We start from the raw sequence: 26,585 nt of genomic DNA on the forward strand, positions 1-26,585 counted from the left end.
CTCTCTGGAACCTCGAAAAATCCCCACAGTGATATAGGGAGAGCTTCACAAAAGTAGGCGCTAAAACTACATTTTCACCAGAGCTGTAAGCAACCTAAAACTTTAAAAATATCACTTGTTTTTCTCTTATGTGGTTAAGTTATGATTCATCAAGAGCTACGGACAATTTTATTGGCACAGGAAGATACTTTTACTGATATTCTTGGGCAGCATAAGACTAAATATCAATTGAAATCAGCATTATTAGCTGGAAGACATATCATTATTCTTGGGCCACCAGGGATTGGAAAAACAACCTTAGCAAAAAATGTTGCTCGATTGTTGCCCTCTCTTGAGCTTGAAGAAGATGGCAAGAAGTTCAAGAAAAAAGGTATTGAACGTTTTATTAGAATTCAAGGAAGTCCTGATTTAACTGCAGAAGATCTCTTAGGTGATATAGATCCTATCAAAGCATTGAAATTTGGGCCCTTAAGTCAGGAAGCGTTTGTGCCGGGGAAAATATTCAAAGCAAATCACGGTATTTTGTTTTTTGATGAATTAAATCGCTGCCCTGAAAAACTCCAGAACGCTTTATTGCAGGTTTTAGAAGAAGGCAAAGTGACTATAGGCAGCTATACGGTTGATTTTGAAACAAATTTTGTTTTAATTGCAACTATGAATCCAAAAGATACTAATACTGAAAAACTTTCTCAAGTACTGCTTGACCGATTTGATATGGTGTATATGGGATATCCTGAGAATGTTTCTGTTGAACAAAAGATTGTCCGATTAAAAGGGGAAGATTTAGGCATAGAATTTCCTGAACATCTTCTTCATTATGCTTTAGGGTTTGTTCATGAATTACGGCAAAATAAAAACTTGGAAGTTATTCCTAGTGTCAGAGCTTCTCTTGGATTATATGAGCGCAGCCAAAGCAATGCCCTGCTTCATAAGCGAAATACCGTTCATTTTGATGATGTTAAAGATGCTATGGAATCAGTGATAGCACATAGAATTAAGCTAAAGCCGTCAGTAAGATTTTTATCTGATCCTGTGCAATTTGTCAAAGAAAATTTTACCCAATATCAGGATAAAAAGCCTTACAAACAAGGCACGTCAGAAGAACATTTTGAAAAAGAAGAAGGCGAAAAACCCTGAAGCCAGTGAAACAACATTTAAAGACCTGAGTTCTATTGAAGAATTAGAAGGAAGTTTATCCTCTGACTTTTCTGATGATAATAAACTTATGCATTCAGTTTTAGAAAATGACCAGCAAACCATTGAAGAAGGTAAAGTACTTAGTGAATCGCTTAATGCAGGCATGGGTGGATTTACTCCTGATCTTCTTTTCGAAAAGATGGTTAAGGAATATCGCTCAGTAAAACGGATCTATGGTGAAACTATCTTAACAGCATTAACTGGTTATGATCAAAACTATCTTGAGAAAAATATTTCTATCCCTGAATTTCAACGCCATATAAAAAAAAGAATTAATGAAAAAATTCGTGAAATGAAGCAAAAAAATCTTCTTGATGAGAATTATGTGATTACTGATAAAGGTCTTGAACTTGCTTCACTTGTAACGTATGTTGAAGAAATTGATAATCTTGTTAGCCATGGATTATTAGGTGAAAAATTACATGACAAACCTTCTCATTATGGCAATAAGCTTGATATTAAAGATTATCGCAAGCACGATCGATATAGAGATCTTGCATTAAAACGATCCATCACTACTGCTATTAAACGAGGACATAAACACCTTGTACCTGAAGATCTTAAAACCTTTCAACGCCAGTCAAAAGGCGCAAATTATCTCATTTATGCTTTAGATGCTTCTGGATCAATGCGCGGCAGCAAATTATCCATGTCGAAGAAAGCTGGCGTTGCCCTTGCCTTTAAAGCACTTGATGAAAAAGATCATGTTGGCTTAATTGTTTTTGGCAAAGAAGTTACTACTGAAATTGCGCCGACACAAGACTTTGGTCTGCTTCTCCGCTCAATCGTTCAAATTAAAGCATCTTCTGAAACGAATTTTAAAACAATGATCGAAAGAGCAGTTGCCTTGTTTCCTCCTGTTGATGCAACCAAACACCTTCTTATTTTAACTGATGCAGTGCCAACAGCTGGGCAGTTTCCTGAAGAAGAAACATTATCTGCTATTGGACTAGCGCGCCAGGCAGGGATAACTGTTTCTTTAATAGGCATTACCCTTGATGATAAAGGAAAACAGCTTGCTGAGAAAATGGTTGAAATTGGTGAAGGAAGATTGTATATTGTTAATCAACCACATGAATTGGATAAAATTGTGCTGATGGATTATTATTCGCTTTAATAATTTTTATAAATCTAACATTCTTACCTCTGTTATGGTTGATTTGGGAGCAGTTGTTAATGAGTGTTGCGTTCTTGGTAAAACACCCTCCTCAGAAATAGTTCATGAGACCAACAACTTCTTTGTAACACCTGCGCTTGGGCAGATGGGAATTGAAGGGTATCTTTTGATTGTTTCAAAGTTTCATTATCAAGGTATTGGTGAAATTCCTGTTTCAGAACATCCTGAACTTGAAATAGTTCTTGGAAAAACCATTGATGTTGTTAAACAGCATTATGGAGATGATGTTGTTGTGTTTGAACATGGACCAAGAATAGGTTGTGTTAGCGGAGGAGGATGTTTGGAGCATAGCCATCTTCATCTTGTTCCTACAGATGTTGATGTTATACGTGGATTAGATGATAAATTAGTTCCACAATCCATCGCTGGTTTTGGGGAGATTCATGATTTTCATAAAAAATGTTTTGATAACTATTCTTCTTATCTTTTTATTCAAGCTCAAGATGGGCAACGTTATCTTGTTCCAGTTCCACGATCTTTACCACCATTGCCTTCTCAATATCTTCGTCAAGTGATTGCTCGAAATAAAGGAATAGCGCAATGGGATTGGCGAAGGTATCCTGATCATGAAACATTTCAAAGGACATTATCAACTCTTCGATATAATTTCAAAGGTTAATTTAATTGTTTATAGGTTTTTAATTTCATCAAGTATATTATTCATGTGATCTTTAAATTTAAGCATGAGAAGAATAGTAGGTGTTATAATCCCAAGTGATATTACTGCGACAATTAATAACTGAGGTGGATTATTATAACCCACTTGTTTAGTTACAAATGCTATTCCAATTCCAATAAAATAGGTAAATAAGATAATTATTGCTGTATTAAAATATTGCATGTATTTATTGTATTGAAGATCTAATATATTCTTTTTAAGATCACTTGAAATTTCTTTTTCTTTCATGCTAATCCCCAAAAGCAATAGCTAACAAAACTAATCCTAATACTATTAGAAAAGTTGCTCCTGTTGCAGCGCCATATTTTGCTTCGATAAATGCAGGAATAACACCCACAATCCCTAAAACAGTGCTTATTACTCCAGCCACCGCTAAAATGTTTTTTGTAGTTTTTTTCATCACTAATCACCTTTGTTCTTTAATAATATGTTCGCTTATTTATATGCATTACTTGAAAAGAATATGTACTTGAAAAAATTCAAATGACAGCACATTTATATATTACTTTTCTTAGTCGTATTACTTATGAAAGTGCTTGTATGTTCGGATATACATGAAAGTAAAAAAGCGTTACTCAGTATTAAAACATTAGCTGAAAAGGCTGATCTTATTGTCAATTGCGGTGATTTTACTATATTTGGTCATGATACTCATGGGATGCTCCATTTCTTTAACAGCTTTAAAAAGCCGGTGCTTATTCTTCAAGGCAATCATGAAGAATTTTTGCCTCTTAGCTCAATTCTTGAGAAATACAAGCATTTGTTTTATATCCATAAAAAACATATAGTTATAGGAGGTTACCTATTTATGGGGTATAACACTGATGGGTTTTCATATCGTGACAAAGGTTTTGAGCAATTTTCTCCAAAATTTATTCAATGGTCTAAAAAATATAAAGATAAAAAACGTGTTTTAATTACTCATCCGCCACCTTTTGGAACAAAAGCAGACCTTGTCATTGACCAACATGTAGGGAGTAAATCTATTAGAATGTTTCTTTCCAAAGTAAGGTTTCATTACCATTTTTGCGGGCATATTCATGAAGGCGCTCGGACTATTAGTAAGATTAAGGATTGTATTGTAATTAATTCAGGACCCTATGGCATGCTTGTTGATTTAGTATAAAACATACTAACTCATTTGTAGGCTTCATCCAAAAAATGGCTGCCGCCAGGTTAGCGCCTTCGAAACTTTGCATATTTCAATCGCATAAACGGTCACGCTCCGAAGGAGCCGTCCCTCTGACCTCTTTAAACCGGTACTGTAAAGAGTTTCGACCTGAGGGCATTTGCAATAAATTATTTAAAGAGTAAGATTACTGAGTTATATATGGCATTTGCAAAGAAGATATTGATGTTATTATTTATCCTTATGCTACTGATGACTTTTGGTTGTAAAAAGGATCAACAACCTTCATCTGAACCTGAAATAAATCAACAACAAGAAGTACAACCTTCTTCAATATCTGAACCTTCAGTTGAGCAACAAGAAAATGAAACAGTTTCTTCTGAAGCACAACAACCAGATCCTCTTCCTCAAGAGCCAGATAAACCTGATGTTCTTGTTAAAAATGTTCCTGCTGAATCAACAAAGTTAGCTGTTTATGTCCATGATCAATCTGCTCGTGCTGTTCCAGGCGCGAAAGTTTCTATCGCAAAAGGCATTAGTTATAGTAGTACTGCGAAATCATTTGCTTCTGCAACAACTGATACAACCGGCAATGCATTGGTTGAAATTCCAGCAGATATATTTGGCGATCAATCAAGTCTTTACTTTGTGGTAAAAGCTGAGGAAAGCAAACATATTCCTATGTATGCTGATAATTATGCTGTATCTCGAGAAAAACCTTCAAAATTAGACCTGGTTTTATATACTGCACCTTCTCCCGAGACAGAATTTGAGCTTAAAAGCCGTGAGAAAATAATTCTTCTTACTAAGGAAGCAATTACTACCAAAGTTGCTGAAGAACAGTTCACTTTTGTTTATGCATTAGATATTGATCCTGATGTTGAAAAAAATTTAGATTCAATTGATGCACATTTTGTTGTTACTACCTCTGATAAAAAGCCATCAACCGATAAAATTCTTACCCTGGATGATAAAGATATTGAACTACATAAACCAAATGGATTTACTCTATCCTTGCCTGTTGGGGATGATAACGGTAATTATGGGTATTATCTTTATTTTGATCTTCATTATGAAGACGGAACTACTGAGCAATATCCAGAATCTGAGAAAGACATTCTTTATTATATGAATGAAAAAATGGGTTATGTATTTAAGATTGTTCCAGCTTCAGATTATGCTGAATGCCAACCATTATTTGATAGTCAAAACAGTAAAATGAAAAATAAAGTTAATCTTCTTTTTATTAATATAGGTGAAGATGAGGAATTCTTTAAACAGCTTGCCAAAGAACTAGTAACTGGCAAATATAGTTTTATGAAGCAAGAACCTTTTGCATCCAACAAAGATATCTTTCAATTTTGGTATGCTGATAAAGGTTTTGAAGATCTAAATCAGCTTGTTGCTGGAGAAACAGTAGCTTATGAACTATTACAAGGGTCAATGAAGCCAGATACTATGCCTATTCCTAACAAAATTAAAACAAGCTGCTCCTTAGCTAATAGGCAAATTGTTTATATCATGAGCTCAGAACAACCATGGGGCGTAAAATCCGTTGATGGTTTTACCCGTATTGAAACGGGCAGGGATATTTACGATGCATGTGTTGCAGAGAAAAGCCAGCAAGAGTGCTTTGACTTTATAAGATATGATGCAATATTTGCTCATGAATTTGGGCATCAATTTGCAGCATTAGTTGAGCAATACACTTCAGGAAAACTACTTGATGTCAAAGAATACAGCAAGAAATATGATCGTGATTACAATAGGGATCCCTTTGTCAATTACGGAAGTTATTATTCATTTGAAACAAGACCTCGCGATGATTGTATATTCTCTAATGTTGGCAGCCAATTTTATTGCACTTCCAATCAGCAAATACAAAAAGATTGCAGCAAATGGACAACGTGGAAATCTTTAATTGGTGATGGCTGCGGCACTGATGGCGTTATTGATTGTGAAGGCAAACCAGAAGGTGATTTGGAAGTAAATTGTAATAACATGGGTGGGGGATTACCTCCTTATGGTGATGTTGTTGTTCCAACAAAGAAGAGTTTAATGGGTGATTTAACTAATTATCCTGGAATTTCCTTGTTTGATATTCAATGCGATGTTGCAGGCAAAAAACGATATTGTGATACTTTATTACCAGAGAAAAATAGGTTGTATGGCGCAGTGCATGAACAGCAAATCTGTCGTTTTATTGAATTATACAGCGGCTATGGAAAAGGTGTTTGTACATAACACCGAAAAGACGAACAAAACTTGCTTTCTAAAGCGTCGTAATCCGTAGCACTTTCGTGTTTTTTGTTAATGGCATTTTTAGGTTAGAACAACCAACAAAAATGCATGAAACAAAGGAGTGTAAACGGAAAAATGAACATTTTTGACAAATTGAAAGAACTTCAAGAGTCAGTAAGAAACGTTAATTATACCAATGCTTTATTTTATTTAACCCATCAAAGAACATGAAAAAAGCAGCATAAAGAGAATAAAAATAGAAAGTGAGCCAGAGACTGAGATTGGCAAAGATGTTTTAAGAATAAACAAGAATACCAGAAAAAAAGCGGGGAAAGCATACGCTAACTGCGGGAATGTCAAGCCAAAGATGATCTTTTCTTTGTGCTGTAATGGTGGAGGAATATCGTATGCCATTGAATATGAATGAAAATGCTCTATTTTATAGCGAGTTGACAAGATTAGTATTGCAGAACAGGGTTAAAAAAGGGATTAACAAGAATTACGGAAAAACGATACATGATTAAATCATGTACTACTTAAAAGTAACTAAAAGCGAAAGCTTTATAAATAACGACGTAATCTCATACAAAAAACATTCAATTTTACTTGCCGAACTAATATGAAGGCAAGTCTGATAATGTCGATGAAGTCGGCATTATCTTTATGGAGATGTGATTAAAAATGGCAGAAAACTCACAAGCAGTATTATTAGGTAAAGGTGTTGATAAAGATGGCAATGTTCTTGAAGTAAAAGGAGAACGCTTTTACAGGGGAGCTCAAACAGGTGTTGCTGATTCTATTCGAGCAGTTTTAGGAGCAGGATTATTTCGTGTTCCAACATACATGCAAGGTGAAGGAAGAATTGCTGCTGTTCAAGATGCGCAAGCTCGAGGTAATGTGCAATTAGCTCTTCAAGATCCAATTTGGGGTCATTTTGGAGATAGCTATGCAGAACGGTTAACTATTTTAGATGAAAAAGGAATATTAGGACAAAAAAGACAATTATATGTAGTTTCACTGCAGAATGCTGCGTTATTTAGTAATGATCATCAGCGAATAAGAAATGCTGTTGTTAACAGAGAGTTAGTTGATTATGCACTACAATTAACACAACCAGAAGTAGATACATTCTTAGAAGCACTGAGAGATGCTAATCCAACAGCAACATTTAAACAACATGACTGGGTGAAGAATGAAGGAAGTCCAGTATATGTTTTCAAAGGACAAAATGGTTTTAATGAATTTAATGACGCTTCCAGTAAGGACGGATTCTTAGCTGATATGCCTGCATACGTTGTTGTAGAAAAGGCAGAAGAAGCAAGAACAGTTCCTTCTGGACGTTACGCAGTTAGCCAACAAAGAGGTAATAAAAATTTAGTAGTTGATTTTGGCGGTAAAAAACAATTAGGAAAATTGATGGATGCAGCAGAAGCATTAGGCTACACACAATTTGGTTCATACCATGACGGTTTTACTATAGAAAATGGCGGCCGCTTGGTTGTGTTGGACGATCATGACGGTGGTCTTAATGGCAGCGATTACCTCGGCAGTAATGGCGGCTCTCTCGGGGTAGCGCCGGAGGCGCTCGTCGCGCGGCAAAAAATTGTAGGTTCAGTGCCACAAATCAATTTAGAAAAAACTGTTGCACAAGAAGCACAACAAAGAATGGTTCCTGAAAATAATGTTCGTAGATTATTAACTGAAGACATTGGTTATAATGCATCAAAAGTTGATGAACTTATGCGAAGACTTTCAGCGTACGCTTCAAAATAGAAACATTTTAATATTTTATTATTCTTTTTCTTTTGTCCCAGCTGCGAAAGTGGCTTGGAACTACACGCTCTTTCACGTTGGCAACTTTGTTGCTATAAAATACAGCTCCGACTTGATGCTCTGCACTGAAGGGGCAGTGAATTCGTAAGTGGAAGGGCTACTCCGGGCGGCCGCTTGGTTGTGTTGAACAATCATGACAATGGTCTTAATGGCAACAATAACCTCAACAATAATGGCGGCTCTCTCGGAATAGGCAAGCTAACAAATTGCTGGGACTTTACTTTTGATGATATAGTAAACGTACCAAATAATCTATATTTTTTACGTACGTTTACTATTTAACTGACACTAAGTATTTATAATGATGTTTGGTGTCAGTTACACAATGGATTTTCAACCTTCTTTTGATATTCTTTGCTCTTATGAGAACCTTGAGCTTGCTTTTTCCAAAGCAAGAAGAGGAAAAACGCTTAAGCCTTATATTATTGAATTTGAGCAAAGTCTCAAAGCAAATTTAATGCTACTTCGAAATGAACTTCTGTTTCATACCTATAAACCAAAACCATTAGAGACTTTTATTATTAGAGATCCAAAAACACGAAAGATTAGCAAATCTGATTTTAGAGACCGTGTTGTCCATCATGCATTCTGCAATATTATTGAACCATTATTTGATAAGCAATTTATCTTTGATAATTATGCAAACAGAATAGGCAAAGGAGCATTTAAAGCAATTGAACGGTTTGACGAATTCAAAAGAAAAGTATCAAAGAATAACAACAGAATTGCATATATTCTCAAAGCAGACATTAAACATTATTTTGATACAGTCGATCATTCTATTCTTATGTTAATTATTAAGAGGAGTATAAAAGATGAAAGGATTTTGCAATTAATTAAAATAATTCTTTCAAATCACAACACAACAGAACAAGGTAAAGGAATGCCTTTAGGAAATCTTACTTCTCAATTCTTAGCAAATGTATACCTTAATGAACTTGACCAATTTATTAAGCATACATTAAAAGCGAAATATTACATAAGATATGTTGATGATTTCGTAATTTTAGATAGCTCAAAAGAAGTATTGGAGAAGTACAGAGAAAAGATTGATTATTTTCTTAGCAAGAATCTTTTGCTGCAATTGCATCCAGACAAATCAAAGATTCTCAAATTGCATTCTGGCATTCTTTTTCTTGGTTTTCGTATTTTTTATTATCATAAATTGATACGAAAGAAAAACATCAGAAAATTTCATGGCAAGTTAAAAGAAATGAAGCGATTACATGAAAAGAATCTAATCGAACGAGAAAAAGTAATAGAACGTTTTGAAGGATGGCTTGCATATATCTCCCATGCAGACACATACAAATATAAGCGTAGCATTACAAAAATAATAAATCGTGATTTTCCAATTGACAAAAAAGTTCAGATCATTAATCTTAAAAAGCATGAATCTTTTGCGAAGAAAGTTGAACAAAGTAACTTTCAATTTTCACAGCAAAAAACATTACAATTACTGAAAAAGAATGTTTCTATCAAAGATATTGCGCTTGGAAGAAATATCAAAGAAGCAACAGTATGGGAGCATATTGCGCAGCTTATTGAGTTCAATCAATTGTTTGTTTATGATGTTATTCAGAAAGAAAAAGCAGAAAAGATAAAACGCTGCATAAGAACTGAAAAGGATAAGCTTAAAGAAATAATGCAGAAAGTAAACGATAAATCAGTTACTTTCAATGAAATTAACTGTGTTCTTGCCAGTGTTAAAGCAAGACATAGAAAGAAAAGCATTTTTCAAATCATTAAATGGTATAAAATAACAAACTGTTATAGAAAGTGTTACATAAATCAAAAACAAAGAGAAATTTGCAGTCAGAAATTTACTTATTTTGCTTCTCAGAATCCAACATTAGCAATGAAACAGAAAGAGTTCTTGGATTTATTCAATAACCATATGAAAATATGCGTTCTTCCAGAATATGAAAAAAGAAAATACGTATCGTGGAAAGAGTTTGAGAGAGATAAAACAATCATTGTAACAGTAAAAAACTAATATTCATCCTGCCAGCAACGCAATATATTTCGTTGCCTGTTGAATGTCATCTTTGATGGAAACATTGCTTGACTTTTTCATGGCAAATTTAATCGCAAGCCATAATGTGTAATTGACAATAGCAAAACAAGTAATCATCACAAGAATTTTTATATTTTCAGATAATGGGACTTCAATCAGTTTTGAACATGCTAAAATAATCAGCAAGTCAATAAAAGTTGTGAAAATGAATATTCCAAGTAAATTGAGAATAAACTTTCCATAGCCTTTTAGAGGCGGAATAAAATAGAGAAATATTCCTAACGGAAACAACACCACTCCAAAACTAACGACAAAATAACGTAGTACAAGCATCAGCATAGTAAAAAATAATGTCAGCGCATAAACAAATGACATGATAAATTCTAAACCAATATTAACAAGATTATCTGCTGTCAATAAAAAGAATTGTGGATCAACCATAGAGAGAATTGTGCTGTTCATAACATTGCTCAAGTTCAGAATCAAATCATAAATGTAATACGAGCCTTGAATAAGCACAATCATAATGAAAGTATTCGTAAGCATGTCTTTTGCATACGATCGTTTAATTGGGTTGGCGTTTGAGGTAAGAAAAATAAAACCCACATAGAGAAAAAAGAAAATGTAAAAGAAACTCAGAATATATCTAATAACTGACCATACATGCTGAAAAATTGCAATGGAAACATCAGCAGTAAGCAACTTCTGAACTGAAATCAACATCGGCAATAAAGGAGCATTAATTATCGTGAGAATATAGTTATACATTTTTTCTGGAATGCAGGACGCTAGATTTGTTAAGCTGCATTCGTCTTGCTCAGGTTCAGCAGCAACAAGAGGAGCAGTAATCAATAAGAGAAAAATAAAAACAAAGGTGGTTTTTTCCATTGTAATTTTAATATTTTGTAGATAATATAAATCAACAAAAGAAAAATGAGAATATACAACAGAAGACTTAAATCATCTGAGTAAATGTTATGTAATCTTGGAAAAATTCCTCTTTTCTTCAAAGTTACAGATTGATAAGTATCTTCATCAATTTGAAGACCATGATTCTTTTCAGGAGAGCTATATTTATAATTACTATTTATTAGGGCATTGGCTAATGCCATACAATAATAATATAAAACTTATTACTAATTATCTTTCTAAAAACGCAATATTTAAATATATATTAAGTTTTTATACTAAAAAAAGCTTGTTAAACATAAACTAATAACTAAACAAACCGAAAGCTTAATAAATATTCACTAACTGAATATTCAATAGGTGAATACAACCATGAAATTCATAAACCGCCATAAAGAACTGCAAAAACTGGAAGAATATTACAGACTATCAAATAAGCAACTAATGACTGTTGCTATTTCCGGACTGAGAAGAGTAGGTAAAACTACCTTAGTAAAAGAATTTATCAAAAATAAGAAAGCACTCTATCTTTTTGTTTACGATTCCAAGACTTCTACCGAATTGCTTAGGGAATTTACTGAAGAACTACGTCATCACAAAATCATTACTGAACTTGAGATGGTTGCGTCTTGGAAAGTTTTTTTTGATCTTCTTTTTGAACGCTGTAGAGATTATGTTCTCATTTTTGACGAATTCCAAAATTTCTACACTATTGACAAAAGCGTGTTTTCCATTCTCCAGAAAAACTGCGATGAGCATAAATCAATACCATTAAACATCGTGATCTTAGGGTCGCTCATCGGACTGTTCAAAAACATCTTTGAAGATAAGAAAGAACCTTTATACGGAAGAATTGCTGGAAAACTGCATCTGCAACCTTTCACGCTTCATTACAGCTTAGAAACATTGCGCCTTCTTCTGTACACAGAAATGGAAGAGATGTTTAAAATCTATGGTGTTTTCGGCGGTTTTCCAAAATATTATGCTACAATGGAGCAGTTTGATCTCCAGAAGAAAAGCCCTCTTGAGGTAGTTGAATATCTCTTTATTCAAGAAAATGCTCCTCTTGAAGCAGAAGTAATCACCATTCTCAAACAAGAATTTGGTAAACGAAGTTCTCTCTATTATTCCATTCTTCATTCCATAGCTGTTGGAAAAACAAAGCTTAATGAAATTGCCAGTGCGGTTCATATGAAAGAAAGTTCAATCACGAGGCATTTACTAGAATTAGAGAACAAATTTAATCTCATTAGATCATTACGCCCCATTGATAACAAAAAAAATACTCGTTATTGCCTTAGCCACCCCTTAATAGCTTTTTGGTTTGCTTTTGTCTATGATAAATTTTCGCATTACTCATTACGAGACACCAAACATATAATGAACAGTATTAAAGAACAAGTTAATACTTTTTTTGGAAGACGTTTTGAAGAAACTTGTAAAGATTTTCTCATAGAACTCAATGAAAAGAATAAGCTCCCTTTCCAACTAGAATATCTAAGTAACTGGTGGGGTTCTGCAAGAGAGAATGAAGAACGTAAAGAAATAGAAATTGATCTTATCGGATTAAATAAAAAATTAAAGAAAATACTTTTCACAGAGTGCAAATGGCGAGAGAACGTCAATCCTATTGAAATCTTAAAAGAACTTCAAGAAAAAAGCAAGTATGTCCAATGGCAGCAGAATGGAAGAGAAGAATATTTCTGCCTATTCGCTAAATCTTTTACCAAAAGAATAGAGGAAAAGAATGTTCTACTTTTTGATCTAAAAGACTTACAAAAAGAACTGCTCCGATGACTATTAAAATTGACCTGAAAGACAAGAAAATCCTCTATGAATTGGATAGAAATAGTCGCCAATCCAATAAACAGATAGCTAAGATAGTGGGATCATCAGAACAAGTTGTGGGGAATAGAATACGACGGCTTCAGGATTTAGGGATTATTGAATATTTCTTGGTCAAAACTAACCATTCTGTTTTGGGTTATATGCACATTAAAATTTATTTGCGTTTACATAATATTACTAAAGAGAAAGAAGAGGAGTTGCTGAATGATATTAATTCTCAAAAAAATATTTACTGGCTTTCTTCTTTGAGAGGAAAATATGATTTGGTTGCTTCTATATATGTTAAAAATATTGCAGAATTCAGTAAAAAATATGAAGAAATTTTCGGGAAGTGGGGAGATTATATCTTAGAAAGAAATATTATTGTCCTTGAGATGGCTTTTACATACACGAAAGCATATCTCATTCCAAAACAAAAATCAGAGGAGATTGTTTACAGCATTGGCGAAGAAAAAGAAATTCAATTAGATAAAACTGACGAGGATTTTCTCAAACTCCTCAACAAAGAGGGAAGAAAATCGTTAATTGATATTGCAAAACAACTAAAAGTAAGCGCAGATACCATCAAATATAGACTAAATAACCTCAAAAAGAGAGGGATTATTACAGGATTTGGGGTAAAAATAGACTATAAAAAATTGGGTAATCATTATCATCTGATATTCTTAAAATTACAAAACATGAATTTACAGAAATATACAAAATTAGAATCATTGGTAAGAATCAATAAGAATGTGATTATCTTCATTAAAACCATCGGAGACCATGACATCGAACTAGAGGTAGAAACAACAAACAACGATGAATTAGACGAGTTAATGAAAATACTACGAGATTATTTTGTTTCAGAAATTAAAGATTACGAAATTCTCGAAGTGACGAGAGAACACAGAATTACTTATCACCCTTTCTAACGATGAGAGAGCCCCATAACAAAAATCTAAACTCAGATGATTTTTGCCCTTAACTGATTGTAACTATTTATTCAAACTTCATTATTCTTCCTTCAAAATCTTCTTTCATGATGAGAACTACTCGTGAAACTTCTTGTTCATCTATAATTTTATAACCAGCAAATCTGCAAATTTCTTCAGCAAATGCTTTGACTTCTTCATGACGAGGAGAATCACTGAGTTCATGTCGTTCTCTGGAATATCCAACCCACATATATCCCTTTACTTCAACAAACATAGGGTTTGATATTTTAATTATTTCACTCCATTGCTCTGGGTACATCATATTATGATTTTTAATCAGGGTAAATCGTAATGTTGTTCTTGTTTTTTCTCTGAATTTTGGTAAAAACTTCAAGGTTTTTACCAACTTATTCCAGCAATCTTTTGTTAATGGCTGGTCAATTTTATTGAACAGTTCTTCATTCGGAGCATCAACAGAAATATATAACTGTGTTGGCATTGCATCTTCTCGATAAAGCTTCTCTAAACGCTCTGGAAATGTTCCGTTGCTTACCACATAACTTGTTATATTTCTTCGCTTTAATTCTTTGATTAACTCCCCTAATTTTGGATATATTGTTGGTTCACCATTTAATGAAATAGCAAAATGCAATGGTTTTTTCGAATCAAGATATTTTTTCCAATCTGTTAATTCATGCCCTCCATAACCCTTTAATTTACTGACTTGAGATTTAATACAGCCATCTACAATCTGTACAGGATCATCAATGTCATTACCCATGCTGATTGAAGTATGTGAATTTAAATCCCTCCAGCAGAATGTGCATGCGTGATTGCAGGTTTGTGTTGGTGTCATCTGTACGCAACGATGGCTTTGAATGCCGTAAAATTTGTTTTTATAACAAGTGCCTTTGCCAATTAGATCATTTTTTGTCCAAGAGCAGACTTTAGCTGCTGCGTGATTACCGACAAAGTCATATCCTTGTTTTATCATTGCTTTTTTAGCAAGATCTTCACGTTGTTTTTGTGGAGATAACTCTTGTTCTTTCCCCATAGTTCTAGGTTTCTGTTTAATCATTAAGAGTTGTTCCATGAGAGTAAAGAATACGATGAATGTTTAAAAAGATTGTTATAATTATCAGTCAGAACTTGAACTATTTTTTGTTATGTACTAGAAATAGTATCTCCAAGAGTTTTCCGTGAATCACCAGTTTTATGTTTTGGCTGATCCAAACTTATCACTCGCTTATCGAAAACAGATTTATCTTCCCTAACCAATGTGCTTATTCCCTCTTTAATTGATTTTAAGATATAATCTCTTCTTGACATTGCTGGATCAACAGTTTCTAATGTAATAAGAGCATTAAATAATCCAATGGTTCCATAATGAATTTTATCTCGTAGAGGTATGTTCAAATAAATTTCTTCAGCAATGTCGCGAATTTTTGGAAGATATAATATGCTTAATACTTCATAAGCTTCTTTATCTTGCGATGTAAGATATTCATTAATTAACTCATCTTCTTTATCCCTAGTTATATCATCTATTGATTCAATTCTTGTATCGATGCTTTTTGATTCAAATCTTCTTACTCTTATTGTTTCATAAGATTCTACACGAAGCATTTCTAAATCAGCAGTTTTTGACGTTCTTGTTCTTGTGCGACGTGTTGCTTTAAAATGGTTAAGATAAATTGGATCTATATACCAATTGTTATAATTTAGTGATGTTGAATGCACTCGTTCTGGGGCTTTTCGATTAATTTGTTCTCCAGGGAGAAAATCATTAAGTAATAAATAACTCACATATTGCTTAGTAACGCCTAATTCCCTAGCAACATCCTTTACAGTTTTCCAATTTTTCTTTTTAAAATCAGCAGATTTAAATCGTTCTATGTGCGCTTGGTAATCTGTAGGTTCAAAAGCAATCTCTTCTACAAATATTCGACCATATCTCTTCATGACATGCTGCGTTGTTATGCATCTTTGTTTAACTAATTGCTTTACTGCTTTGGCTGATCTGTTTGTTTCTCTAGCATAATCATCAATAGTTGGCCACTCTTGAGCAAGAGGTAAGCTCCTATTTTCAATTAATAGATATGGATCAAGTGCCACCTCAATACTACCATCTGCAAAAGGTACATATCTGAGATAATGTTGATCTGACAAAGCCTTATAAAGTGAAGGATCAACTATTTGTACTCTTCCCCTGCTTAATCCTGGATAATGTTTTTCATAATAAACAAGGCTATTTCCTAAAGATCTTTGTGCTGTTCTACCTTTTGATCTTTTTTTCTTTTTTCTTTGCGCAAGCTTTTTTAAATTCGCACTTTCATTGCCATGGTCACGTAAAGCATAAAGTACGCCTCCGAAATTACTTATTCTCATTCTTCTTCGTTGCGGTAAATATTCAAAAGTTAAATCTTTAAAAATCGCTTTTTTTTCTGGTGTGATCTCTGTATACCTTCTAAAGTATGATTGTGCATCTTCTAATGAGAGACTTTTGAATCTTTGTTTAACTAATTCTCTGATTTGTTCAACGTCATATCCAGATTTTGTTCCTTCAACACCTCTAATCCACCTAAGATATTTTTGGTCGGTTAACCTATAAAGATCAGTTGTGGTAACATCTAATAGAGAAGCTAATGATGCATAAGGTATGCTTACAATATCTTCATCTGAACCTAAATCAATCTGCGTCGCTCGTCTGTATAAATCACCAAATGAAATTTGATGTTCTCTTTGGTAAGCTAATTTCTGATCAACAGTAAGACAAAGATATTCAACTAATTCATTAAGGCTCATAAAGAAAGGTTTATTTTATGTTATTTAAGCTTTATGATCTAGCTTATTTATATTAAAACTGTTGCAACACTTTCATTATTCCATTGGCTGTTTTTTCCCAGCTGAAATATCTTTCAACAGCTCTTCTCCCATTTCTCCCGAGTGCTTCCCGCAGTTTTGGGTTGTTGATCAGCATTTCAAGTTTCATTGCTAAAACAAGTGAATTTCTAAAGGGAAAAAACATCCCATTTTCTTTTTCTTTTACATATTGTTTCACGTAGCCTACAGGAGTAACAATAACCGGTAAGCAGCATGCCATAGCTTCTAATGTACTTAATGATGTTGTTTCGGTCAAAGAAGGCAGCACATATATATCCATTGCCTGCAAATAGGGAATAACGTTATTTGTTGAACCAGGTAATATGATATTTCTCTCTGAAGTGAACATACGCTCAATACTTTTAACTCCTTTTCCTATTAATAATAGTTTAATCTTGTTGTATTTTTTCTCTAATTTTCTAAAGGCGCGGTATAAGGTAATGAGATCTTTCTCACGCCCGAACCTTCCATGGAAACCAATAATTATAGCCTCTTTTGGAAGGTCAAGCAATTCTTTAGCGTGCTCTTTATTCTCTGGTGGCATAAATCTCTGCAAATTTGTGCCGAGATGTACTGTTGTATATGGCGTTTTAATGCCATTTTTTCTTAATAAATCTCCAACCTCATCAAAAGGCACTATTAATAAGTTGCATTTGTTATACATTCGCCTTGCAAGAAATTTTGTTCCAGCATGAATAATGCTTTTGAATTTATCAATACTTTTTGTCGTTAATTCCCAGTCAATACTATGAATAAATGCAATAACTGGTTTCTTGTGTTTTTTGCCAGCTTTGATAGCTGATATTCCGATAGGGCCAATAGTCTGACTGAAGATAATATCATGCTCCCTTACTAAGTGTTTTATTTTACGATAATGAAACCATGAGAATTGAATATCACCAAAACTCATCTTCATTGTTGGCAGTCTTATTGTTTCCACTCCCTCTATTTGATGGAATATTCCTTCAAATTCTGGTGCAATAATGGTAATATGATATTTTGCTTTTAAGTAAGGCAATATCTCTATGAGAAATCTTGTAACTCCATCCCAACGCGGGAGGAAACAGTCGGTTGCAATTAATAATTTTTTCATGTTTAATTTATTTTATAAAATGTTTCAGCATATTTTATCCGGTAGTTCATACCATTGATTATTGCTCGAATGTAACTTACGGGTAATAGCCAAAACAACGCAACTTTTTGGCTTTTAAAGCATTTTAATCCTTCTATTTTTTTTTTGAAAGTTTCTGTGGTATCAACAACAAGCCTTGGTTTTTTTCTATCACGCGCAGTAAATAAATTCCAAATCTCAAATGAATAAGCATCACCTTTAAATTTCATTTCTGTTATTGTTTCTTTAATCAAATCGAATGTTGCATGATGATCAGGCAAAGGATCATCAATAGAGTGGGTAAATACTTTTTCAGGATTTCGTTCTTTGATTTCATTCATAATCCGCTCTTTAACATGATATTTTTGAAATTGTTCTGGAAATTTACCTTCTCTCACACCAAAACAAAATACTTCTCTGCCTCCAATAACTTTGTTTGCAGCTTCTGATTCTTTTAGTCTCATGTTGGCAATGATATTTTTCTGGAGATGCGGATGTGATTTTTCACCGTATGACATGATATAGGTGTAAATAGCGTAGCCTTCATGGGCATATTTAGCTAAACTTCCACCTACTCCTATGATCTGGTCATCGCTATGGGCACAGAAAACAAGAATGGATTTAGGGTTTTGCTTAATTTTTTTGATCATCATCGGCTAGAGAGAATTGAAGTTAATTAAGTTTGCGGTAAATACAGTAGATTCGAAAGTAACATCGTACGTATTAAGTCTTTTTCAGGTTTAGCGCCAGTTCAGCTTCAAAAGTAATTTAACATTGGATTTTTCTCTCTGGAACTCCGAAAAATCCTCAAGAACTTGATGTTAAGAGCTTCACAAAAGTAGGCGCTAAACCACAGACTTAATACGTACTTGCAAGAAACACCACAAAATATATCATTTAGAAACCTTTTCAGGTATTTGTCTATGGTATGGTAATTCATAGACAGAGTGCTGGGGCTAAAATCCCACACTCTTTCTCTATGAATCTTATGATTTATTTATCTTTCGATTTTACTTTCGAATCTACTGAAATAATATACACCGGCCGGGATTCGAAGCCGGAGAGCCTTTTAAGAAAAGCCTCGGGAAAACACAGCAAGTACAACACTCACTTCGTTCGGTTGTACGAATGAACTTTGATGAGAATGTTACCTTGAATATATAAAGTATGCGCCGGCCGGGATTCGAACCCGGATAGTCGGCTTGGAAGGCCGAAGTCATTTATGGCAATCGTTATAGATTGTAGCCATTAGACCACCGACGCGTTAGGCGTAAGAACATAATTCTGTTTTATAAAGTTAATGTATTTGTCGTTATGCTTTTTATTTGCAGGATTTATTTCATTGAAGAATCTCTTGATCTGAGATTGATCATAAATGTAAAGATTTTTTCCACTTACTGAAGGACTATACCCTAATGTTTTAAGTGCTTGTCTAACCTGATCTAAAAAAATAGCATCCGCACTAATAATTGAAATAACCATGCTTTTTTCTCTTCTAAAATAAATACTTCCATCAGTATCAAATAATCCCCTGATATATGCTTTTAACCATTGATTATTCTCTTCAATTTCTTTTGGAATTAAAAGCCTTCCTTTTTTCTTACCTGCAGGGTGCTTAAATTTCTCAGTCATAAAATAAAAAAGTATTTTTGAATTGACTATACATTTTATTCCTTTTGTTTTCTTAGCATCTCGTATCTTAGGAGTTATTTCAAATAATTCTTTGAATAGTTTAGCAACATGCTCGAATATATAATGACGATCCAAAATTTTGTGGCACGTTATTGAAATCTCATAATTGATAGATGATACATGTCCATCGCCAGCTATAATGCCTACTAATTCTGCTAGTCTTTCATCAATTTTCCCTGGCAATAAAATAGGCTCAGTTTTATTTTTAATTTCAATTAAAGGAAAAATTTCTGTTTTAATATTACCCAGTTGGCAAAGCTTATAATAATTATGTTCGGGAATTTTTGATGATCCATTAAGGTAACAGAAAACCATAGCTCTACTCATTTTTAATTCTTGTATGATAGTTTTCCATGTCAGAGCGCTATTATTTTTTACTTTGATCATGAATTCAATTTGTTGTTCAGGTGTGAAATTAATATATTTCATACTCTTTTTGGGAATCTAACTTATATTTAAATATAACTGTAATACTAAGCATTAGACTAATTAACTATCAATCTAGACCTAAATTATTTTTTATCTATCTTTTTCAACCTTCGTACATGTCGTTTGTCGTTACTAAAAGGAGTATGTAACCAAACATCGGCTATTTCAAGCAATTCTTTTTCAGTATTAAGATCAGCACCAAGACAAAGAACATTTGCATTGCCGTGCTCCCGTGATTGTTGAGCCATTTTTTTATTTAAGCAAAGTGATGCATAAATTCCCTTATAACGGTTGGCAGTTACTGACATTCCTTCTCCTGACCTACAAATGAGAATTCCTTTGGCGCCTTCTTTTTTGAGAATCCCTTGAGCAACTTTCTTGGCAAAATCAGGGTAGTCATCAGTGCTTTCTTCTTTATGAGCGCCAAGATCTTTGTACCTCAGTCCTTTTTTTGTTAAATACTGTTTTAATTTTTCTTTAAAGTTAAAACCACCATGATCTGCGCCAAGCAAAATAATGTTTTTCATATTTTTGATAACCTCTTCTTTGTTTTTAGCATTGAAAATGCCAGTTCCTGATACAATGATATCTGCACCTGCGTTTATCGGTGCAAAAGCGTTATATTCTTTAATACCACCATCAACTTCAATAAGGAATCCTAACTTTTGTTGTATTCTTATATTATTAAGTTTTTTAATTTTTTGTGTTGCTTCATCCAGATAGCCTTGTCCGCCTTTACCTGGGTGAACTGACATGACTAATATATAATCTATTTTTTTTAAATAAGGAAATACTTTTTCTAATGAGGTTTCAGGATTTATTGCAATGCCTGTTTTAAGGTTGTATTTTTTGCATTCTTTTATAGTATCGTTGATATTATCTTTACATTCAATGTGAAGAGACAACCATGAAGCTCCTGCTTTTGCATATTCTCTGATCACTTTTAGAGGATGTTCAACCATAAGATGGCAAATAAGAGGTATTTTTGTATTCTTTTTTACAAAAAGCACGTTTTTTATGTTCCAGAAATGTGTTATTTGAGGTACAAATTCACCGTCCATCACATCAACATGAATAAAATCTGCAGTTTTTACTTCTTCGAGTGCAGTTTTTACGTTAGCTAATGGAACTGTTAGAATGGAAGGTGCTATGAATACCATGTTGTAGTTAGAAGTAACCTACTTTTTATAAGTTGTGTTTTCATAGTTTATTAACATTGTATTTGTATCTCTTGTTTTGGTGTAACTATGTTTCCTTGAGTTGTCATATCTTTTGCTCTTCTTAATACAAGGGGCATAGAGATGGTGCCACTTATTCTTGGCATATCAATTCCATTGCCACTAATCATCCCTTGTTCTGTCGTGACCTCTTTTTGGCAACTTCCTATTACTATCCCATGCCCCCCAGCACCATTCATGATCTTATTGTTTTTTATTTGGAAATTAGTCTGCCCTCGTAGTTCTATTTGTGCTAAGCCAAAGGTAATGTCTTTGTTGATAATAGTATTATCTTCGACTATGCTATTTGATCCTCCATCGACAAGAATTCCTCTCCCATCATCTGGTTTATTGCTTCCAATCAATTCATTATTTTTAATGACGAGTTCACCACTGACGCTTATACCCGTATATAATCCACTAATCTGATCTTTAAGAGGGTTCATTGCTTTAATATTATTTCCAACAATCATACTATTTTTACATGAATAACAGTTGATCGCAGTATGTTTATTTGAGATACTAATCTCATTATTTTTTATTATTAACGATGGATAAAAATCATGAATATCATTTATCGCTGTTACTGTTGCACCGATGCCTGCTATCTCTGAAGGGGAAGAACATTTATTACTTTTACAGTCACTATCCTGCGTGCATTGTTTTCTAAGACTTTCATCACCACCCTCATGGCAAAATCCAGGGCTTCTTATGACTAATTGATTATTTTCAATATGAACTGGCTCTTCTTCTGTATGAAAATTCCCATTGCTATGCATTTCAATATTAATATACCTTCCATTTCCCCATTGCATTAAAGCTCCGTCTATAATTGAATCAGTAATAGATGTTCTTACCCCTCCATTCCTGAAAAAAATACCATCTTGGGGAGCATTGGTAATCTTAATATTTTTAATATGAGTGTCTTTTATAGCAGAAAATGCAATCATGGGGCCTCCCGCATACATGTTTTTGGGTAATTGCTTAATGTCAACCAAACTACCGTCTATGTGGAGATCTCTAATCACGATATTTTGATTTCCACAGTTATATTTACTGTTCCAAAAAAGCGGTGTACCTTTAAATGCAGATTTCTCTTCACAATCCTCTCCGAGGTACAAAGGGACATAAGATGGCGTTGGTCCACGTCTTAATAGAGATGTTTCTCCTTGCCCATATATTTCAATATTACTATCTACTATCAAGCTCGTATCTATAAGGTATGTCCCTTGAGGAATAAAGAGTTTTCCTCCTCCTTTTTCTGAAAGTTCATCAAGAGCTTTTTGAAAAAGTGAACCGTCATCGGTAATACCATCTGCTCTTGCACCAATCTGTTTAACATTAATCTCTAGTACTTTATCTATTTCAATTGCTTTTTCAGTGATTGTTATTGTTTCATCAGTTTTTTTACATAAGCCATCTTCACAAACAGTCTTCTCAGGGCAGTCGAAAGAATTCCATGAAATCATTCCTGTTTGCAAATCACAAAAATATTCCAAGACACGTGTGGATGACCAACACCGGTCTTCATACATCGAAGGTTTTTTTGTAGAAGGATCTATTCCTTGTATAGTACCTTTTATGTCCACATTAATAAATTGATAAAGAGAAAAAGGATAATTAAAATAATTAACCTTGCTTGTATCAGAATCCTGACACCCCAGCTGAGTTGTTTCTCCTACTTTTTCCTTGCTCGCTTTTATACTTTGATCAAATAAGTTTGCTAAAATTTGATTCTTAAGAGGGTTGTTTTCAATCCTTTTTATCTGCGCTTGCGTTAAACAAATTTTATTTTCATAGCAAGTTGTCCCTAGCTTTTTACAATCATTGTCACTAGAACATAGTTCAGCTTTAAATGCATGGCCAGCTATATCTTCAGTACTATCAATAATTTTATTAGTAGAATTAATGCCAATAAAGGTCATTAACAGTATAGTAAAAATCGCTGTTATTGCTATCAAGAAAATTTGTTTAGAATTTGACGCAGAGAGCATGAAGTATTTTTTTATTTAGTAGTTTAAATATTTTTACTTTTGATTTTTCAATTCATAGGTAATATTTTCTTTCAAACTTTCCTTAAATCGTTCGAAATCCTCTGATTTAATACAAGCACCACATGCGTGTTTATGCCCCCCACCATATCCTTCAATGCCAACTAGTGATTTTTCAAGTACTTTTGCCAGATCAAGAAATTGCGCACGTAAGCTGCACTTCATCTCTCCACCATGTTCACGGCACATTAAAATCACCTTGCCAGGAAAACGATATTGGAGTTCATTTGCCAAATCAGATGTCATCGAAGTCTTATTTTGCTGATAGCTGAAAAACAGCAAATCACCAATGATATTATTCTTTCCAATACCCCCCAGCAAAGCTTCATACTCCTTGTTCATTTTCTCAAATCGTTTGTAAATAAATTTTCCTTGGGCAGTTTTTTGCTCAAGTATCTCTTCAGCATCAGTAATTCTCGTTAACACTTTTATTGATTTCATAACATCATCATTTTTCCCTTTAAGAATAAATGAGAAAATTCTCGCTAATTTGCCTGCTTTTGTGGTAAATAATGCATCTTCGATTCTTTTAATATTATCGGAAACTAACGCTGGAAATTCTTGAGCAAATTCAGGCAGATACCAATCAGCTATACAGCCAACTAATGCAATCCATGTATCTTGCTGCACTACTTGATATGCCCAATAATTTGTTGGCCTATTATCGGTATCATCATAGACTCTGGGATTACAGTAATATACCTTAGTGTTATTTTGAGGCTTGTGATGATCAATCCAGAATATAGGGACTTTCACTTTATCAATAAAATCTTGATCCATAGATGGAACATCTAACACAAATATTGTATCTGGTTGATATTCTTCAACTTTTTTAAGAAAGCTTACATCTATACATGGCAAACTTTTTACAATAACTCCATGACCTTCTTTCTTAAAACGATATAATAAGAGAAATGCCGTTAATCCATCAGGATCATCATCAAAAAAGAACAAAGGCCTTACTGAATCTTCAAGCGCTTTTCTTAGTGTTTCGATTTGCTGTTTTTGCAATGACATCTACTAAGCTTATTATAATTTGTTTATATATCTTTGGGATTTTTGGATGAAGCCCAAAATAAAGCAAAATATATAAACTCTCTTTTTTAGATAATACTTTATTATAAGTCGATCTAAAAAAGAGGGTTTATATGTTTGAATCATCAGTATTGCTTAATTTTGTCATAGCCATAGGCTTAGGCGCTCTTATTGGTTTAGAACGCGAAGTAGAACTGCAAAAAAACCATTTGACTGATTTTGGTGGGTTTAGAACCTTTATTCTTATCTCTTTTTTTGGCGGGTTGACAGGTTATTTAACTACAACAGTATTTAACAGTGTCTTATTATTAGGTGTTGTCTCATTTGGTTTTTTTCTCCTAGCTATTGTAGGGTATATTATCACCGGTTATCACTTCAAACGTGTAGGATCAACAACAGAGCTTACTTCTATTATCTCTTTTTTTCTTGGATTACTTTGCACCATTGGTATGGTTAAGTTAGCCGTAGTATTTACCGTGTTTGTTGTTATTGTCCTTGCGCTTAAGCCATCATTACATCAATTTGCAAAACGCATAGAGTATACTGAGCTTTCAGCAACCTTAAAATTTGCTTTGATTTCATTAGTAATTCTTCCTTTTCTTCCTAATGTTAACTATTCACTTTTAGATATTCCTTATCTTAACAATATGCTTCTTAATCTAGGTCTATCAAACCAGCTCCTTGGCGCATTAAATGTATTCAATCCTTATAATATCTGGTTGATGGTAGTTTTTATCACTGGGATAAGTTTTATTGGTTATATTCTCATCAAAATATATGGGGTAAGCAGAGGATTAGGTATTACTGGTTTTCTGGGTGGCTTAGTTTCAAGCACATCAGTAACCTTTGCTCTCAGTATGCAATCTAAAAAAAGAACATCAATGGATCATTTGCTTTTAGTAGGGATTTTAATTTCATCTTCAACGATGCTCTTACGAATCTTATTCATTATTCTTATTTTATCCCCTGCATTATTTAAAACTCTTATCATACCTCTAGGATTAATGATGATTGCTGGATTTGTCAATGCTTATTTTGCACTTAAAGACCATACCACTAAAAAATATCCTTTAACAGTATCAACACCTTTTGCTCTTGCTCCAGCCCTTAAGTTCACCTTATTTTTTATTGTGATATTATTACTTTCAAAATTAGGCTCAATTTTGTATGGCAGTATTGGAGTTTATGTGGTATCAGCTATTTCAGGCACTACAGAACTAAATGCCATCACCCTGAGCATTGTTAGTCTTCTTAAAAATGTTCATATATCTGCATCAGTTGCAGCGACCAGCATTACCATCGCAGTTATGATCAACACTGCTATGAAAGCAGTTATTCCTTATTTTTTTGGCTCTCAAAGTTTTGCTGAGAAAGCTTTGAAATCATTTGCACTAGTGATTTTTGTAGGAGTGCTAGGAATGCTGATGATGTGATTATTGGATGATCTTTTCATTACTTTTAAATATTCCTTCTTATTTACTCTTTCTTTATGTCAACTAAAAAACTGTTTCGCGAAAATCCTTATCTGACTCATTGCACTGCAAATGTTGTTTCAGTCAATGGCAATGACATTTTATTAGATCAAACAGTATTCTTTGCTTTTGCTGGTGGTCAGGCTTCAGATCAAGGAACTATTGGCGGCAAAAAAGTAGTTGCTGCAGTTCTTTCCGAAGATCAGAAAGATATTATTTATATCCTTGAAGAAGGGCATGGTTTAAAGGTTGGTGATAAGGTTGAAGTTGCGATTGATCCAATTAGGAGAGAAAAAATCCGGTGTTTGCATTCTGGAGTCCATGTTGTGATGCTTTTATTTCAGCATAAAACTGGCATTACTAATTATATTGGCAGCAATGTAGCAGCTGATAAAGGAAGATTTGATTTTTGCATGGAAAAGAGCTGCGCTGAATTACTACCTGAACTTGAAAAAGAAAGCAATGCAATTATTGACCGCAATCTTGCAGTGTTTCGGGGGCCATCAAAAGAAAATCCTGACCGCTGGGAATGGCAGGCATTGGATGAACAAGGGAATAACATTGATTATTTGTTTTGTCCCTGCGGTGGTCTACGCGGTTATTCTCACAGAGCCATTTAAATCGGCTCTGTCCCGAGAGATATGGCTTCCCATAACCTAAATAAGCTATTTCCCAATCGTTCAATGTTATAACTAAGAATTTTCCATGCTAGTTCTTTTGTTTTGTTAATTCTTTTTCTCGCTCTGAC

At 33.8% G+C, this 26,585-nt stretch carries 22 protein-coding genes and 1 tRNA gene; 11 read left to right on the plus strand and 12 right to left on the minus strand.

Translation table 11 applies throughout. The annotated features are described in order from the left end of the window. Positions 1–141 precede the first annotated feature (141 nt). Genes HYY69_06535 through HYY69_06545 form a run of 3 tightly spaced genes read left to right on the plus strand, consistent with a single transcriptional unit; the run spans position 142 to position 2,993 of the window. Positions 142–1,137: an ATP-binding protein gene (locus HYY69_06535; GenBank protein ID MBI3033106.1), complete on the plus strand. Its 996-nt coding sequence runs from the start codon at positions 142–144 to the stop codon at positions 1,135–1,137. Beyond that, positions 1,109–2,314: a VWA domain-containing protein gene (locus HYY69_06540; GenBank protein MBI3033107.1), complete on the plus strand. Its 1,206-nt coding sequence runs from the start codon at positions 1,109–1,111 to the stop codon at positions 2,312–2,314. The genes HYY69_06535 and HYY69_06540 overlap by 29 nt, the downstream gene beginning before the upstream one ends. Positions 2,315–2,348: 34 nt before the next feature. Continuing rightward, positions 2,349–2,993, plus strand: coding sequence for a hypothetical protein (locus HYY69_06545; protein MBI3033108.1), 645 nt, complete (start codon positions 2,349–2,351; stop codon positions 2,991–2,993). A gap of 9 nt (positions 2,994–3,002) precedes the next feature. Here the strand turns inward: HYY69_06545 and HYY69_06550 are convergent, their stop codons facing one another. Together HYY69_06550 and HYY69_06555 are read right to left on the minus strand one after the other, a co-directional pair. Continuing rightward, positions 3,003–3,281, minus strand: coding sequence for a hypothetical protein (locus HYY69_06550; GenBank protein ID MBI3033109.1), 279 nt, complete (start codon positions 3,279–3,281; stop codon positions 3,003–3,005). Position 3,282: 1 nt separating this feature from the next. Continuing rightward, positions 3,283–3,453, minus strand: coding sequence for a hypothetical protein (locus HYY69_06555; GenBank protein ID MBI3033110.1), 171 nt, complete (start codon positions 3,451–3,453; stop codon positions 3,283–3,285). Positions 3,454–3,579: 126 nt separating this feature from the next. On the opposite strand from HYY69_06555, the gene HYY69_06560 reads away from it, so the two are divergent. The 4 genes from HYY69_06560 (at position 3,580) to HYY69_06575 (ending at position 10,252) form a co-directional block, all read left to right on the plus strand. Further along, on the plus strand, positions 3,580–4,179 hold the full coding sequence (locus HYY69_06560; protein ID MBI3033111.1) for a metallophosphoesterase: 600 nt from the start codon (positions 3,580–3,582) through the stop codon (positions 4,177–4,179). Positions 4,180–4,383: 204 nt separating this feature from the next. Then, complete coding sequence (locus tag HYY69_06565) at positions 4,384–6,426, plus strand: hypothetical protein (GenBank protein ID MBI3033112.1); 2,043 nt, start codon at positions 4,384–4,386, stop codon at positions 6,424–6,426. 678 nt (positions 6,427–7,104) lie between these two features. Next, positions 7,105–8,196 carry a hypothetical protein gene (locus tag HYY69_06570; GenBank protein ID MBI3033113.1) on the plus strand — a complete coding sequence of 364 codons (1,092 nt, stop codon included), beginning with the start codon at positions 7,105–7,107 and terminating at the stop codon, positions 8,194–8,196. A 385-nt stretch (positions 8,197–8,581) separates the two neighbouring features. Beyond that, complete coding sequence (locus tag HYY69_06575) at positions 8,582–10,252, plus strand: helix-turn-helix domain-containing protein (GenBank protein MBI3033114.1); 1,671 nt, start codon at positions 8,582–8,584, stop codon at positions 10,250–10,252. Between the two features lie 3 nt (positions 10,253–10,255). Here HYY69_06575 and HYY69_06580 read toward each other — a convergent pair whose 3' ends face one another. After that, complete coding sequence (locus HYY69_06580) at positions 10,256–11,161, minus strand: hypothetical protein (protein MBI3033115.1); 906 nt, start codon at positions 11,159–11,161, stop codon at positions 10,256–10,258. A gap of 393 nt (positions 11,162–11,554) precedes the next feature. On the opposite strand from HYY69_06580, the gene HYY69_06585 reads away from it, so the two are divergent. Together HYY69_06585 and HYY69_06590 are read left to right on the plus strand one after the other, a co-directional pair. Next, positions 11,555–12,979: an ATP-binding protein gene (locus HYY69_06585; GenBank protein ID MBI3033116.1), complete on the plus strand. Its 1,425-nt coding sequence runs from the start codon at positions 11,555–11,557 to the stop codon at positions 12,977–12,979. Beyond that, positions 12,976–13,944 (plus strand): Lrp/AsnC family transcriptional regulator, encoded by a 969-nt coding sequence (locus HYY69_06590; GenBank protein MBI3033117.1) that lies wholly within the window; start codon positions 12,976–12,978, stop codon positions 13,942–13,944. The genes HYY69_06585 and HYY69_06590 overlap by 4 nt, the downstream gene beginning before the upstream one ends. A gap of 67 nt (positions 13,945–14,011) precedes the next feature. Here the strand turns inward: HYY69_06590 and HYY69_06595 are convergent, their stop codons facing one another. The 9 genes from HYY69_06595 to HYY69_06635 all read right to left on the minus strand — a co-directional run bounded on the left by HYY69_06595 (position 14,012) and on the right by HYY69_06635 (position 24,347). Next, complete coding sequence (locus HYY69_06595; GenBank protein ID MBI3033118.1) at positions 14,012–15,001, minus strand: 4-demethylwyosine synthase TYW1; 990 nt, start codon at positions 14,999–15,001, stop codon at positions 14,012–14,014. 110 nt (positions 15,002–15,111) lie between these two features. Further along, the gene (locus HYY69_06600; GenBank protein ID MBI3033119.1) at positions 15,112–16,752 is read right to left on the minus strand and encodes a hypothetical protein; all 1,641 of its coding nucleotides are present in this window, start codon (positions 16,750–16,752) and stop codon (positions 15,112–15,114) included. A gap of 52 nt (positions 16,753–16,804) precedes the next feature. Continuing rightward, positions 16,805–17,923: a glycosyltransferase family 4 protein gene (locus HYY69_06605; GenBank protein ID MBI3033120.1), complete on the minus strand. Its 1,119-nt coding sequence runs from the start codon at positions 17,921–17,923 to the stop codon at positions 16,805–16,807. Positions 17,924–17,925: 2 nt separating this feature from the next. Further along, positions 17,926–18,591, minus strand: coding sequence for a PIG-L family deacetylase (locus HYY69_06610; GenBank protein MBI3033121.1), 666 nt, complete (start codon positions 18,589–18,591; stop codon positions 17,926–17,928). Between the two features lie 518 nt (positions 18,592–19,109). Beyond that, positions 19,110–19,204 (minus strand) — tRNA-Gly (locus HYY69_06615). Next, on the minus strand, positions 19,190–20,062 hold the full coding sequence (locus HYY69_06620; GenBank protein MBI3033122.1) for a hypothetical protein: 873 nt from the start codon (positions 20,060–20,062) through the stop codon (positions 19,190–19,192). The genes HYY69_06615 and HYY69_06620 overlap by 15 nt, the downstream gene beginning before the upstream one ends. An 83-nt stretch (positions 20,063–20,145) precedes the next feature. Beyond that, positions 20,146–21,222, minus strand: coding sequence for a ribose 5-phosphate isomerase B (rpiB, locus tag HYY69_06625; protein ID MBI3033123.1), 1,077 nt, complete (start codon positions 21,220–21,222; stop codon positions 20,146–20,148). A gap of 50 nt (positions 21,223–21,272) precedes the next feature. Beyond that, positions 21,273–23,273, minus strand: coding sequence for a right-handed parallel beta-helix repeat-containing protein (locus tag HYY69_06630; GenBank protein ID MBI3033124.1), 2,001 nt, complete (start codon positions 23,271–23,273; stop codon positions 21,273–21,275). A gap of 33 nt (positions 23,274–23,306) precedes the next feature. Next, entirely contained in the window at positions 23,307–24,347 is a 1,041-nt protein-coding gene (locus HYY69_06635; GenBank protein ID MBI3033125.1) for a DHH family phosphoesterase, read from the minus strand. A 131-nt stretch (positions 24,348–24,478) separates the two neighbouring features. On the opposite strand from HYY69_06635, the gene HYY69_06640 reads away from it, so the two are divergent. Further along, positions 24,479–25,798 carry an MgtC/SapB family protein gene (locus HYY69_06640; GenBank protein ID MBI3033126.1) on the plus strand — a complete coding sequence of 440 codons (1,320 nt, stop codon included), beginning with the start codon at positions 24,479–24,481 and terminating at the stop codon, positions 25,796–25,798. 56 nt (positions 25,799–25,854) lie between these two features. Beyond that, entirely contained in the window at positions 25,855–26,457 is a 603-nt protein-coding gene (locus HYY69_06645; GenBank protein ID MBI3033127.1) for an alanyl-tRNA editing protein, read from the plus strand. Positions 26,458–26,585: the final 128 nt, after the last annotated feature.

The organism is Candidatus Woesearchaeota archaeon (genome assembly GCA_016192995.1).
Classification (GTDB): Archaea; Nanobdellota; Nanobdellia; order Woesearchaeales; family DSVV01; genus JACPTB01.